The following is a 13088-nucleotide window of genomic DNA, read 5'->3' as shown; positions in this document are numbered from 1 at the left end:
GCCCGGCTTTGCGAGCCGCTGCGGGACAGGCTTGATCATGCCCCCATTATACCCCAAACGGCGCGCTCTGGGACGTTTTTCCGCCAGATGCGGCTCCTCCGGCGGGACGCCGGAGCCGACCGGAGCCTTACGCCGCAGGCCGCAAGGCCCAGCCCGGACCGTCCGGCGTTTGATTTTTTGCCGTCGCCGGCCCTCTCGGCCCCGATCTATCGGGATAAGAAGAGCGGACAGGGACTTTCGAAGGGGATAGATGAAAATCGAAATGACGCAACTATCGTGACGCAAGTCCGATTAACAGAATTCGACATCCTGTTATAATTCAGGTTGATCCGGCCCTTTTGGCCCCCTTACATCATGACGAGACCAGGAGTGAGTTCATGCGACGTTTGATCCAGACCGGCACCGCCTTTGCCCTGCTCGCAGCGGCAGGAGCGGGAGCCGCAGCACCCGCCGGAGCCAGCCTCCCATCCCCATCCGGCTCCCCTTACGGCAGCCCTTATGCCGATGCCGCCTCCGCTCGAGTGCTCGCCGGCATGGCCGGCGCAGGCGCGCCCTCTTCCCTGTCCGCCGAAGCCGACGCGCCTTTCTCGGAGCGGGGAACCCCTCAGGCGCTCGGCGGCGCGATCGCCGACTATGCGCTCGACTACGTCGGCACCCCCTACCAGTACGGCGGCGCTTCGCCCGCCGGCTTCGACGCTTCCGGCTTCCTGCAGTACATCTATCGCTTCTCCGCCGCCGAGGTCCAGCTGCCCCGCACGATCGCCGCGCAGTTCGAGAACGGCGCGCCGGTAGGCGGGCAAAGCCTGCTGCTGCCCGGGGACGCCGTCTTTTTCCGCAGCGGGTCGGCCGTTTCCTTCGCCGGCATCTACATCGGCAACAAGGAATTCGTCTCCGCCACCGTCGACGGCGTCAAGCGCTCGTCGCTCGCCTCCGCCTACTGGCAGGAGCGGTATGCCGGCGCACGCCGCATGACGGAGAAGGCGCCATCCGCAGGAGGCGGGTCGGGCACGAGCGCAGGCTCAGGCACAGGCTCGGGGACGAGCGCAGGCAGCGGCTCCGGCTCCAGCAACGGGCTGGCCGGCCCCGATCAGACGCGCGCCGCGATGCGGGAGAACGTCTATTTCGCCTCCGTCTCCCGGTTCCTGGACAAGGCCAAGCCCGTTCTGGACGCCTCCGCCTACAACCGGCTGGCGGACAAGGCGGAGCTCGCCTTCCAGCAATACGAGCAAGGCCTGTACCCGGCGATGCTCGCCGCGCATGAGGAAATCATCGACGAGGTCGAGTCGCTCCCTGCCGACGCGCGGAGCCGGATCGGCATCAAGGGCAGCGAGCTGTACGGCTCCTCCATCCCCGCCGGCCTGTACACGGTCGCGGACAACGGAGAGCTGAAGCTGAAGAACGAGAGCGGCTACTCCGTCACGCTTTCCCAGCGCGCCGCCGCGGAGCAGCTGTGGAAGCAGGTGCAGGCCGCGTATCCGAAGGCTTATCTCGCTCTCGTCAAGGAGCTGCGGCTGGACGTCCATCGCGGCGGCCTGTCCCGGGTGGAGACGCTTGCCAAAGGAAGCGTGCGGCTCGTGCTCGACCCGTCGGATCTGACTCCGGGAGCGGTGCAGAAGACGCGCTGGTCGCTCGCTCGCGAGCTCGGCAAGCTCGTCACGCAGCAAGGTCCCGCCGGCTCGCAGCTCGATCATCTCGGCGGCGCCTCATCCGCGCTCGGCGGCGCGGGCGGCCTGGTCGGAGGCGCCTTCGCCGGTCCCACCGCCGGCAGCAGCCAGTGGCTCTATGCTCGCAAGGACTCGCTCCTGACGGCCTACTACGGCAAGTTCTGGCCGGCCGAGGTCGCCTCCGCGGCGCGCGCCGGCAAGCCGATGACGACGCTCTATACGAAGCTGTTCTTCCGCGACGCGAGCGCCTATCAGGCGCAGGAGGACATCGCCGACGCCTGGGCCGCGTTCCTGCTGTACGACAAGCCGGCCAAGCCCGCCGATCGCCGCGACGAGAAGATCCTCTTCTTCTACGCCAAGCCGGAGCTGGTCTCCGTGCGCGCCCAATACCGCAGCGGCGTCGGCCTCTCCAAGTCGTATCCGAAAACGACCACCTTCGCCGACCTGATCGGTCCGCGCACCTGGTAGCGGCTGGCGCCGGCTCGCCGGCGAAGCGACGATAGCCGACGCCGTGGGCGGCTCGGGCGGCAGTTGGCGCAGCTGGCGGCCGGCGGCCCCCTGGCGAGGCGCCGGCTGCCGATGCCTTGATAGACGAACGAGACGCAGCGGAGCGAGGCTCCGACTCGGCTCGTTTTTTCATTTTCCCTTCATGGAGCAAGGGAGCTTTTTCCCTTGTTCGCGGTCATCCAGCATGTTTCGCGCAATCCTCGCTATTCCTAACCCGCCATCCTCATCATTTCGCCGCAATCGCCCCATTCGCTTCATCCTCCCAAGCCAAAGAAAGATGCCGAGCCGGCCTTGACCTCTTTCCTTTTAGACGCTCGCGCGCAGCCGCCCCTGCAAGTCCGAATTTTTCCGCGCTCCCCCCGCCTGTTGTCCCTTTCCAACTGCCGCGGCCGTTCATATGGTAAGAGATAGAGCGGAAGGAGTGGAAGATCGGCACATGAACGGATCGGACGTCGTCATGACCATATGGGCGGAAAAAGGGCTGCGTCAGATCTACTGCGACCGCGCGTCGGACTCATCCTTCGTCCGCGAGCTGGCCGGGGCTGGCCGGCGGGCAGGCTTGTCCGTCCACGGCTGCTCCAGCCTGGCAGCCGCGCTGAGCGCTGCGGAAGGCTATGCGCTCGCCTCCGGCTCCCCGGCGGCTGCGATCGGGACAAGCGCAGAGCTGTCCCGCGCCGAGGCGGCCTCGATCCGGGCGCTGTCGGCCGCGAGCGTGCCGCTGCTGCTGCTGCTGCCCGGCTGCGCGGGCAGGCCGTCGCGGTCCGGCTCAGGCTTCAAGTCGAGCGCGCTGCTGCGGCACGAGGACGACTGCCGCAGCACGCTGGAAAAAGCTTATTTCCTCGCGGCGCGGCACGGCCGGAAGGGTCCTGCGCTCGTGCGGCTGGCTCCTTCCTTCGCCGGCGGGCGCTCGCGCCGCCCTCCCTTCTCCATGCCCGCCTACGAGGACAGCGAGGACTATATGGAACGGCTCGTCTCCGAGCCGCCGATCCGCGACGGGCAGCTGGACCGGATCGCGGACGGACTCGCGCGCGCTCGGAGGCCCCTGATCGTCGTCGGCGGCGGCGTGCTTCATGCCGGAGCGGCGGCGGAGCTGGGCGAGCTCATCGCCCTGACCGGCATCCCTGCGGCAGCGACTCCCGGCGGCTGGAGCGCGCTGCCGGGGGGCGTTCCGACTGCACGCGAATTGCCGGCTCAAGTTCGGCAGGCGCCCGCCGACTATGCGCTCGTGCTCGGCAGCGGCGAGCCGGCTCCGGCCGCATCCGGGGCGCGCATCGACATCGATCCGGCTGCGCTGGCGCGACCGGAGGAGGCCGCTCTCGAACGGCTGCAAAGCGACATCCGGCTGTTCCTGACCGCGCTCTCCGCGCGCTGGCTCGCACGCGGACTGCGGCGGCAGGCGGCTCCGCCCTCGCAGGCGCCGGAGACGGCACCCGGCTGCGAAGCTCCATGCGGTCCGAATCTCCCGGCCGCGGCGCTGCACCCGGCTACGGCGCGCCCTCCAGCCTCCGCGCTTCCTCCTGCCGCCCCGGCTCTAGCGTCCAGCCCCGTCGATCCGGCTATCCCGAACGGCGCGGAAAGCGGCAGCCTCCCCGGCTCCGTGCTGCTCGCCCGCCGCGGCTGGTCCGGCTTGCCCGAGCTGCAGCGCCTGCTGCTGCTCGCGCCGGGACAGCGGCTGCTGCTGCTCGCGGGGCCGGCGGGGCATGAGGCGGACGCCGCGCTCGGCGCGTCGCACGGCGCTCCGAGCGCGGACGTCACGCTGCTTTTGCCCTGCGCCGCGGGCAGGGGCGCGCAGCTGCTGCGTCCACTTGGCCGCGGCGCCCCATCGGCGCGGGTGGCGCGGCTGAGGCGCCCCGCCGCCCGGCCAAAGCCAAAGGCCTGAGCGGCTGCCGTCCGGCAGCCCTCAGGCCTCGGGATATGCTATAATCGGGGGAACGGCCGGTCCGGCATCAGCTGCCGGCCAATCGGTCCACGGCTTGCTGCACGCCGGCCTCGGCGATGCCGTTCAGCTGCGGAAAGCCCTTGTCCTCCAGGCTGACGGTGCGTCCGCCCTGAATCGGGTAGACGCCCTGCAGCAGCCCGAGCGGCACATAGCTGTCCGTGCCTTCGAGCTTGTGCAGGAACAGCAGGTAATCCGGTCCCGTCGCCCATGCGCCTGGATAGCGTTCGTTGGCCTCCAGCTGCGACGGCGGCGGCAGCGGCTCGATCCCGGTCGTGACGACCGTCAGCTCGTTGCTGCCGCCGCCTTTGATCCAGCGCTTGACCGTGAACTTCTGCACGAAGTTGACCAGCCTGCCCTGAGGGGCGTTCTGGCCGGTCTGCACCATGCGGTCGCTCTCGCCGAAGCTCCCCACGGCGATGCCGTCCGCATGGCGGACAAGCTCCGACGCGCTCGCCTGGCTCTGCTCCGGCACGACATCCTGGTCGAGCCGAAATGGCGCCGCCTGCGCCGTGCCCGGAGCCGCCAGCGCGCCGGCCGCCGCGACCGCCAGCACCGCCGGCAGCGCCGCCAGCCGGCATGCCAGCAGCCCTCCCGGAGCCTTGCCTCGCAGCAGCTCCTGCAGCTTTTTCTTCAATCGGGAATACATCGCTCGCTTCACCCTTCCAGTCGTTTCCTAGCGGTAGTATGCATAGGAGGCTGGAAAATCATCCATCACCTCGAATCAGGAGGAGGAACGTTCCCATGACCATGACGTACCGCAAGCTCGGCGCGAGCGGCCTGACCGTCTCCGCGCTCGGCCTCGGCACGAACGCCTTCGGCAAGCGGACCGGCGAGGAGGAGAGCATCCGCATCGTCCACGCCGCGCTCGACGCCGGCATCACCTTCCTCGATACGGCCAACATCTACGCGGGCACGCTCAGCGAGACGATCATCGGGAAGGCGCTCGCCGGCCGCCGCGCGGATGCCGTACTGACGACCAAGGCCGGCCTGCCGCGCGGCGAAGGGCCGGGGAAGCGCGGAGCGTCGAGGTCGCATCTGACGGCCGAGCTGGAGGGCAGCCTGCGCCGGCTCGGCACCGATTACGTCGACCTGTACCAGATCCATACGTTCGATCCCGAGACGCCGCTGGAGGAGACGCTGCGCACGCTCGAGGACATGGTCCGCTCCGGCAAGGTCCGCTACATCGGCGCGTCCAACTATCAGGCGTGGGAGCTGATGAAAGCGCTCGGCATCAGCGACCGGCTGCAGCTGGAGCGCTACGTCTCCATCCAGACGAGCTACTCGCTCGCCGACCGCACGCCGGAGCTGGAGCTCGTGCCGCTCTGCCTCGACCAAGGCATCGGACTCATCCCTTACTTCCCGCTCGCGGGAGGCATCCTCACGGGCAAATACGCCGCCGGAGCGGAAGCCCCGCCCGGCTCGCGGCTCGACAAGGACGGCTCGTTCGGCCGCTTCCTGAAAGGCGACGTCATCGGCCTCGGCCAGGATGTCGCCGAGCTGGCCGAAGAGGCGGGCTGCGAGCCGGCCGCGCTGTCGATCCGCTGGCTGATGGACAAGCCGGCCGTCTCGACCGTCATCGCCGGCGCGACGAGCGTCGAGCAGCTGACGGCCAATCTGCGCAGCCTCGAGCTCGCGCTCGAGCCGTCCATCCAGGACGAGCTGGAGCGCATCAGCCGGCCGTTCCGCTACGGCGAGCCGTTCGCCCGCTACCGGATCTGACGCGCCACCGATGAGGAGGAATCGAAGCTCATGACATCCGCTTCCGACCTGCGCTATTTCCAGACGACCTGGCCGCGGCTGATCGGCCTGCTGCTGTTCGCCGCGCTGATGGTCGCGGCCTGCCTGTACCACTTCCGCGAGCCGGACGGCTTCGCGGCGATGCTGCCGGACTGGGTGCCGCTGCGGCTGCCGATCGTCTACGCGACCGCCATTCTCGAGCTGGCCATCGCCGCGCTGGTCCTCGTGCCGGCGACGCGCGGCTGGACCGGCCTGTTCGCCGCGCTTTACCTGGTCGTGATCGTCGTCGCCAACGTCTACGCCGCCGCGCGCGGCATTCCCGCTCCGGGCAGCGACAGCGCCTCCAAGACGGCGCTCTGGCTGCGCGTCGCCGCCCAGCCGCTGCTCGTCTGGTGGGCGCTCTGGTGCACCCGCTACCCTTCCCGCGACACGTCGCTCAAAGGCCCGCCGCGCAAAGCCCGCTGACCGCCCTGCGGCCGCTGGCCATGAGCGCGCCCCGGTCCGCCTGACGACCGCATGCGGGCCCTGCTCCGCCAAAAAGGCGCTTCGCTCCCCGCAAGGGGACGCGAAGCGCCTTTTTGCTGCTGCGGACCTGCTTCATGGACGAAGCGAAGCGTCAGTGCCCGCCCATCATCATGCTCGGCTCGGAAGAAGACGCGGCGCCTTCCTGCGGCCTCGGACGGCTCAGCAGGAAGCCAAGCACGACGCCGGTCGCCGCGATCCAGATGAGCAGCGCGAACGTGTCGCCGTACGAGGCGCTGAGCAGCTCGGCGGGCTGCGCGCCCAGCTCCGGACCGTTGTCCTTGATGCGGCCGGTCAGGTAGGTCGAGAGGCCGGCGATGGCGAACGAGCTGACGACCTGCTGCGCCGCCGCCGTCAGCGAGGTGACGCGGCCGACCAGCTGGGCCGGAGCCGACTGGATGATATGCGTGTTGAGCGGCATCATCGACAGGCCCATGCCGGCGCCGATCAGCGCGAGCGGCAGGATGAGCGAGCCGACGCCCGTGTCCGCCTCGATGCCGGAGAGCAGGAACGCCGCCACGCTCACGAGCGCCATGCCCGTCATGACGAGCGGACGCGCTCCGACCTTGTCGTACAGCCTGCCGCCAATCGGCATGAACAGGCCGGCGGCGAGCGCCTGCGGCAGCAGGATGAGGCCGGTGTCCAGCGCCCCGTAGCCTTTGGCCGTCTGCAGGAACAGCGGCAGCAGGAAGATCGTGCCGAACAGCGCCGCCTGGGAGATCCACTGCACGAGGATGCCCTTGGTGAAGTTCGGCGAGCGGAATACGCGCAGCTCGAGCAGCGGGTTCGAGCGGCGGAGCTCCGCGAGGATGAAGACGACGAGCGCGACGCCGCCGACGATGAGGCCCGTCAGCGTGCGCGCCGACGTCCAGTCCGTGCCGCCCTCGGAGACGCCGTAGGCGAGCGCGGCGAACGCCAGCGGGCCGAACACGATGCCCATCATGTCGAGCACGGGCACCGTCTGGCGCTGGATGACCGGCAGCGTGCGCAGCGCGACGATGACGGCGATGACGCCGATCGGCAGGTTGATGAGGAAGATCCAGTGCCACGACACGTACTCCACGAGCCAGCCCGAGACGACCGGACCGAGCGCCGGAGCGAGCAGCATCGGGATGCCGATCATGCCCATCACCGCGCCGACCTTGCCCGGAGGCGCGATCCGGTACGTGAACGCCATCGCGATCGGCGCGACCATGCCCCCGCCGAGCCCCTGCAGCACGCGGAACGCGATCAGCTGCTCCGCGCTGCCGGCCATCGCGCACAGCGCGGAGCCGAGCGTGAACAGCACGACGGACAGGATGAAGATCGTCTTGGCTCCGAACCGGTCCGACAGCCAGCCGGCCAGCGGGATGACCGCGGCCTGCGCGAGCGCGTAGCCGGTGATCGTCCACTGGATGAGCGACAGCGACGCGCCTCCGAAGTCCTGCTGCAGCTTCGGCACGGCGACGTTCATCGCCGTCCCGTCCAGAATGACCATGAACATTCCGATGATGATCGCCACCAGCGGCGCCAGTATGGCCCGCATCGACAGCTCCGGTCCGGCCGGGCCGCCCCCTGCGACTTGCGACATGCTCTCCACTCCTTCATCTCTCTTTTCCTTCCCTCCGCCCGGAGGCGCCCGCCGCGGTCCGCCCTTCATTGACCCCTGCCCGCAGAAGGGATAAAATAAGGCAGCAAGCGGCTTCGAGCCGTCCGGTACGGCAAGCGGACAATTGTCCGCTTATGGGAAACGTTTTGACTATAGCGGACAATTGTCCGCCTGTCAACGACGTTTTTTAGTTGTAAACTTTTCAGGAAAGAGATGAAAGCGCATGCCGATTCCGGATAAACGAAAAGGATCCCGCGAGCTGAGCGCATCCATATTGGATACGGCGCGCAGCCTGTTCGCCGAGCATGGCGTCGATGCGGTCAGCATGCACCAGATCGCCAAGGCGGCCGGAGTCGGCCAGGGCACCTTGTACCGCCGGTACGCCCAGAAGGGCGACCTGTGCCTATGCCTGATGGAGGAGGAGTTCCACAGGCTGCGGGAGTCGATCCTCGTCCGGCTGGAAGCGCTCGCCGGCGAGCCTCCATGCGTGCGTCTGGCGGCGTTGGCGACGCTCGTCGTCGAGCATCTGATCGCGGACAGCCGCATCGTCGAAGCGATGCACACGGCGATCTACAACGGGCGCAACACGTTCAAGGAGATCGAGCAGTTCTATGAGAGCCCTCCCTACCGCTTCCTGTACGAGACGATCCAGACGCTGCTGGACGAGGCCCGGACCAAGGGACAGACGATCGAGGCGGTCGATCCGGCCGTGAGCGCCCATCTGCTCATCTCGCTGTTCTCGCCGCAGTCGCTGCTTCATCTGCACGAAAAGCTGGAGGTCGATCCCGAGGAGATCGTCCGGCGCATCGTCTGCACCGCGATCCGGCCGCTGTTCCGCGAGGAGTAGCGCCGCGCCGTCCGCTTTTTTCACACGCGCGGCTTCCCCGATCCGAGGCATCGCGCCCGCGATGCTTCGGATTTTTTCTGTCGGCGTCCTCCCGCATCGCCTTGGTCCGACGCGAAAAAGCCGCCCCGGCCGTTCGGAAGAACGGTCGGGGCGGCCGAAGCCAACCCTGCTGTCGCCAGGGCACAGCCGGCTGGCGCGAACGCGCCTCAAGCCTCAAGCCTGCTGCAGCGCCGCTTCGACCTCCTCGCGCGAGGGCAGGCCGTCCTGCGCGCCGAAGCGCGTCACCGCCAGCGAGGCCGCCTGCACGGCGAAGCGCAGCGCCTCCAGCAGCTCGGCGTCGCCCGCGGCGGCTCCCTGCGCGGCCAGCTCCGCGAGCTTGACGCACAGCGCCGCGTTCAGCGTGTCGCCGGCTCCGGTCGTATCAACGACCTCGACGCGCGGCGCCGGCACCGTCACGAGGCGTCCGTCTTCGCCGAGGAACGAGCAGCCGGCGGCGCCGCGCGTGACGATGACGCGGCCGCCCACGCTTGCCTGCCAGGCGGCGATCGCCTCGCGCAGCTCGTCCTCCGACTCGGCGGATGCCCCCGTCAAGGCGGCGAACTCGGTCTCGTTCGGCGTGATGTAGTCGGCGAGCTCGAGCAGCTCCCGGGGCAGCTGCTGCGCCGGCGCGGGATTGAGCACCGTCGCGACGCCGGCCTCGCGGGCGATGCGCAGCGCCGCGCGCACGCCCTCCAGCGGGATCTCGAGCTGCACGAGCAGCGCCTGCGCGCGCTCGATCGACTCGCGCCGGCTTTCCACCCACGCCTCGCCGCATTCCCCGTTCGCGCCGGCGACGATGACGATGCAGTTGTCCTCCGGCGTATGATAGATCGAGGCGACGCCGGTCGGCTCGCTCGGATGGACGCCGATGCCGGAGGCGCCGACCCCCATCCGCCGCATCTGCTCCAGCAGCTGCTTGCCGAAGGCATCCTCGCCGACGCGGCCGATCATCTCGGTCGCCGCTCCAAGCCGGGCGCAGCCGGCCGCCTGATTGGCGCCTTTGCCGCCGGGCAGCGTATGCAGCGCGCTGCCGCTGATCGTCTCTCCGGCCAGCGGCATCCGGCCCATGCTGATGACCAGATCCATATTGAGGCTGCCGGCCACGGCGACGCGCGGCGGCGCCGCCGCGCGTCCCGGGACGTCCCGCCTTTGCGGCGCGGCTTCCGGAGCCGCTCCGTTCCTCTCGTTCGCTCCTTGCTTCATCATGCCTGCACGCACCTTTCCTTCATTTCAGCCTCTCTCATTCTAGCTCATTTCAAGCTTCCTGCGCAGGGGAGCGATGGCGGGAAAGCACGGCTATAAGGAAATTCGCCTCCACCGGCAATCGCCGATCCGGTATAATGGAGATTGTTTCCTGCAGGACGACAACGATAACGAAAGAGGTGTCCCTCGTGTTGAAATTCAGCGAATACCGCTACGAACGGCCGGACCGCGAAGCGGCAGCCGACGCCTTCAAGGAAAAGATCGCCGCCATGCGCGCCGCCGCCAGCCTCGAGGAGCTGCTGGAGGCGATCTCCGCCGTGAACAAGCTGCGCAACGAGATCGAGACGATGTTCCAGCTCGTCTACATCCGCCACTCCATCAATACCGAGGATGCCTTCTACAAAGCCGAGCAGGACTACTCCGACGAGACGTCCCCGATCCTCCAGGAGTACGTCACGGACTACTACCGCGCCCTCACCGAGTCCCCGTTCCGCAGCGGGATCGAGGAGAAGTACGGCACGCAGCTGCTGCGCACGGCCGAGCTCGCGCTCAAGACGTTCAAGCCGGAGATCATCGAGGACCTCCAGCTCGAGAACAAGCTGCGCACCGAATACAGCCAGCTGATCGCCTCCGCCCGGATTCCGTTCGACGGCGAGGAGCGCACGCTGTCCCAGCTGACGCCGTATACCCAGTCGACGGATCGCGCCACCCGCAAAAGCGCCAGCGAAGCGGCCTTCGGCTTCCTCGCCGGCAACGAGGCCGAGCTCGACCGCATCTACGACGAGCTCGTCCAGGTGCGCACGCGCATCGCCCGCCAGCTCGGCTACGAGAACTACGTGCAGCTCGGCTACGACCGCCTCGGCCGCACCGATTACGACGCGGCGATGGTCGCGAACTTCCGCCGCCAGGTGCGCGAGCATATCGTGCCGGTCGCCTCCCGCCTGTACGAGCGCCAGCAGGCCCGCATCGGCGTGGACAAGCTCCATTACTACGACGAGGGCTTCCGCTTCAAGAGCGGCAACCCGACGCCCAAGGGCGATCCCGACTGGATCCTCGAGCAGGGACGACGCATGTACCGCGAGATGAGCCCCGAGCTCGACGAGTTCTTCACGTTCATGTCCGAGCGCGAGCTGCTCGACCTGCTGAGCAAGAAGGGCAAGGAAGGCGGCGGCTACTGCACGTACATCTTCGATTACGAGTCGCCGTTCATCTTCGCCAACTTCAACGGCACCTCCGGCGACATCGACGTGCTGACGCATGAGGCGGGCCACGCGTTCCAGGTGTACATGAGCCGCGGCTTCGACGTGCCGGAGTATTTGTGGCCGACGATGGAGGCGGCGGAGATCCACTCCATGAGCATGGAGTTCCTCGCTTGGCCGTGGATGGAGCTGTTCTTCCAAGAAGATACGGACAAATACCGCTTCGACCATCTCGCCTCCGCGCTCAGCTTCATTCCGTATGGCGTGAGCGTCGACGAGTTCCAGCACTTCGTCTACGAGCATCCCGAGGCGACGCCGGCCGAGCGCAAGGCCAAGTGGCGGGAAATCGAGCGCGTCTACACGCCGCATCGCAGCTTCGACGGCAACGCCTACCTTGAAGGCGGCGGCCGCTGGCAGCGCCAGAGCCACATCTACCAGACGCCGTTCTACTATATCGACTACACGCTGGCCCAGCTGTGCGCCTTCCAGTTCTGGAAGCGCTCGAGGGAGGACTTCGACGCCGCCTGGCAGGACTACCTCGCTCTTTGCCGGCTCGGCGGCAGCAAGTCCTTCACCGCGCTCGCCGCTAGCGCGGGGCTGCTGTCTCCGTTCGAGGACGGCTCCGTGACGAGCGTCATCGGCGAGATCCGCAGCTGGCTCGACAGCGTCGACGACAGCAGCTTCTAAGCCCTTTTTTCCGCAGCCCTTTCCTTGAATTTCAAGGAAAAGGGCTGTTTTTTGCCACCAAATCGCTTTTATTCCGTATAATAAGGGTAATTAGCTAACAAAAAGGGGGGAAAGGTCATGATGAATCGCTCGGGCTCGCCCGCACGCTGGCTTACGCTGCTGCTGGTCGCCCTGATCCTGATCTGCTCCACGCCCACCCCTCCGATCCTGCTGCCGGAAGCAGCCGCCGCCGGGGCGGCCGCCGAAAGCGCCATGTCCCGTTCGTTCGACACCGGCGTGCCCGTGACGGCCCGCTCCTATGCGGCCGAACGGGAGCAGTCGGGTCCGCTCCATCGTCCCGATCCTCCGTCGCAAGCTCCGTCCGCGCTCGCGCCGCCCTTGGCCGCCGCGATTTTGATGCTGGCCGCGGTATTCGCCGCTCCCGCCTGGTCGCGCAAGCTGCGCACCGCGCCATCCGTCGCCCGCCGGCTCGTCCGCTGCCTGCTCGCTCCTGTCCGCAGCGCCTCTTATGCCGCCTGACGCAAGGCTCGTCCTCCCCCCGCCCGGCCTGTCGCCGCGCGGAGCGGACGCTCTCTGCTTTTTCGGCGGGGAGCGATAGGATTCGGCTTTTTTCGGCAAGCTAACGCACTAGAGGAGAGAACCCACTACAGGAGGTAGATGTATGGACATCAGAGAGACGTACCTGCCGGGAATCGGCAAAAAATTCCAGATCAAGTCGCGCGGGGGCGACGTGCTGATCGTCGTCGTGCATGACGACGGCCGCCGCGAGTGCTATATGGAAGCGGATCGGGACAACGACTTCAAGCCCGTCTTCTCGCTCGACGACGACGAGGCGCGCATGCTCGCCTCCATCGTCGGCGGCATGCAATACAAGCCGCGCGCGCTGGAGAACATCGAGATGGTGCTCGACGACCTCATCATCGAATGGTACCGGGTGGAGCCGACCTACAAGAGCGTCGGCAGCTCCATCGGGCAGCTCGGAGTCCGCAACCGTTCCGGCGCGAGCGTGCTCGCCGTCGTCGAGAAAGGCGGAGCGACGAAGCATATCAACCCGGGACCCGATCTGGTCCTCACCGAGGAGGCACTCCTGATCGTAGCCGGCGAACGCAGCCAGCAAAAGGCGTTCCGCGACATCCTGAAGAACGGATGTGAGTGA

Annotated in this window: 11 protein-coding genes; 8 read left to right on the top strand and 3 right to left on the bottom strand. The window is 67.7% G+C overall.

Features of this window, described 5'->3' with window-relative positions; translation table 11 throughout:
* The first annotated feature begins 377 nt into the window (after nucleotides 1-377).
* On the top strand, nucleotides 378-2132 hold the full coding sequence (locus NYE40_RS05070; RefSeq protein WP_084136837.1) for a C40 family peptidase: 1755 nt from the start codon (nucleotides 378-380) through the stop codon (nucleotides 2130-2132).
* 475 nt (nucleotides 2133-2607) lie between these two features.
* Nucleotides 2608-4050: a hypothetical protein gene (locus tag NYE40_RS05065; protein ID WP_028598082.1), complete on the top strand. Its 1443-nt coding sequence runs from the start codon at nucleotides 2608-2610 to the stop codon at nucleotides 4048-4050.
* A gap of 67 nt (nucleotides 4051-4117) precedes the next feature.
* Here the strand turns inward: NYE40_RS05065 and NYE40_RS05060 are convergent, their stop codons facing one another.
* Nucleotides 4118-4756 carry a hypothetical protein gene (locus tag NYE40_RS05060; protein WP_052333059.1) on the bottom strand — a complete coding sequence of 213 codons (639 nt, stop codon included), beginning with the start codon at nucleotides 4754-4756 and terminating at the stop codon, nucleotides 4118-4120.
* 101 nt (nucleotides 4757-4857) lie between these two features.
* Here NYE40_RS05060 and NYE40_RS05055 point away from each other — a divergent pair, with 101 nt between their 5' ends.
* Nucleotides 4858-5829 (top strand): aldo/keto reductase, encoded by a 972-nt coding sequence (locus NYE40_RS05055; protein ID WP_028598083.1) that lies wholly within the window; start codon nucleotides 4858-4860, stop codon nucleotides 5827-5829.
* Between the two features lie 30 nt (nucleotides 5830-5859).
* Nucleotides 5860-6312, top strand: coding sequence for a hypothetical protein (locus tag NYE40_RS05050; RefSeq protein ID WP_228551270.1), 453 nt, complete (start codon nucleotides 5860-5862; stop codon nucleotides 6310-6312).
* A 151-nt stretch (nucleotides 6313-6463) separates the two neighbouring features.
* Here NYE40_RS05050 and NYE40_RS05045 read toward each other — a convergent pair whose 3' ends face one another.
* Entirely contained in the window at nucleotides 6464-7939 is a 1476-nt protein-coding gene (locus NYE40_RS05045; protein WP_028598084.1) for a DHA2 family efflux MFS transporter permease subunit, read from the bottom strand.
* 241 nt (nucleotides 7940-8180) lie between these two features.
* Here NYE40_RS05045 and NYE40_RS05040 point away from each other — a divergent pair, with 241 nt between their 5' ends.
* Complete coding sequence (locus NYE40_RS05040; protein WP_052333060.1) at nucleotides 8181-8804, top strand: TetR/AcrR family transcriptional regulator; 624 nt, start codon at nucleotides 8181-8183, stop codon at nucleotides 8802-8804.
* A gap of 213 nt (nucleotides 8805-9017) precedes the next feature.
* On the opposite strand, the gene rbsK is transcribed toward NYE40_RS05040, so the two are convergent.
* On the bottom strand, nucleotides 9018-10049 hold the full coding sequence (gene rbsK / locus NYE40_RS05035; protein WP_339279430.1) for a ribokinase: 1032 nt from the start codon (nucleotides 10047-10049) through the stop codon (nucleotides 9018-9020).
* 188 nt (nucleotides 10050-10237) lie between these two features.
* Between rbsK and NYE40_RS05030 the strand changes: the two genes are divergently transcribed.
* From NYE40_RS05030 to NYE40_RS05020, 3 genes are all read left to right on the top strand, one after another.
* Nucleotides 10238-11932 (top strand): M3 family oligoendopeptidase, encoded by a 1695-nt coding sequence (locus tag NYE40_RS05030; RefSeq protein WP_228551811.1) that lies wholly within the window; start codon nucleotides 10238-10240, stop codon nucleotides 11930-11932.
* Nucleotides 11933-12049: 117 nt separating this feature from the next.
* Nucleotides 12050-12451: a hypothetical protein gene (locus NYE40_RS05025; RefSeq protein ID WP_153782876.1), complete on the top strand. Its 402-nt coding sequence runs from the start codon at nucleotides 12050-12052 to the stop codon at nucleotides 12449-12451.
* Between the two features lie 142 nt (nucleotides 12452-12593).
* Nucleotides 12594-13088 (top strand): TrkA C-terminal domain-containing protein, encoded by a 495-nt coding sequence (locus tag NYE40_RS05020; protein ID WP_028598088.1) that lies wholly within the window; start codon nucleotides 12594-12596, stop codon nucleotides 13086-13088.

Source organism: Paenibacillus sp. FSL W8-1187 (assembly GCF_037965485.1).
GTDB lineage: Bacteria > Bacillota > Bacilli > Paenibacillales > Paenibacillaceae > Paenibacillus_O > Paenibacillus_O pasadenensis.
The sequence above is the reverse complement of the archived record's forward strand: the minus strand, read 5'-3'. Positions and strand labels throughout refer to the sequence as shown.

Bases quoted from the DNA above. Each gene is read 5' to 3' on its own strand.
- rbsK (WP_339279430.1), bottom strand. From the start codon at position 10,049: ATGATGAAGCAAGGAGCGAACGAGAGGAACGGAGCGGCTCCGGAAGCC.
- NYE40_RS05065 (WP_028598082.1), top strand. From the start codon at position 2,608: ATGAACGGATCGGACGTCGTCATGACCATATGGGCGGAAAAAGGGCTG.
- NYE40_RS05060 (WP_052333059.1), bottom strand. From the start codon at position 4,756: ATGTATTCCCGATTGAAGAAAAAGCTGCAGGAGCTGCTGCGAGGCAAG.
- NYE40_RS05045 (WP_028598084.1), bottom strand. From the start codon at position 7,939: ATGTCGCAAGTCGCAGGGGGCGGCCCGGCCGGACCGGAGCTGTCGATG.
- NYE40_RS05020 (WP_028598088.1), top strand. From the start codon at position 12,594: ATGGACATCAGAGAGACGTACCTGCCGGGAATCGGCAAAAAATTCCAG.
- NYE40_RS05025 (WP_153782876.1), top strand. From the start codon at position 12,050: ATGATGAATCGCTCGGGCTCGCCCGCACGCTGGCTTACGCTGCTGCTG.
- NYE40_RS05070 (WP_084136837.1), top strand. From the start codon at position 378: ATGCGACGTTTGATCCAGACCGGCACCGCCTTTGCCCTGCTCGCAGCG.
- NYE40_RS05050 (WP_228551270.1), top strand. From the start codon at position 5,860: ATGACATCCGCTTCCGACCTGCGCTATTTCCAGACGACCTGGCCGCGG.
- NYE40_RS05040 (WP_052333060.1), top strand. From the start codon at position 8,181: ATGCCGATTCCGGATAAACGAAAAGGATCCCGCGAGCTGAGCGCATCC.
- NYE40_RS05055 (WP_028598083.1), top strand. From the start codon at position 4,858: ATGACGTACCGCAAGCTCGGCGCGAGCGGCCTGACCGTCTCCGCGCTC.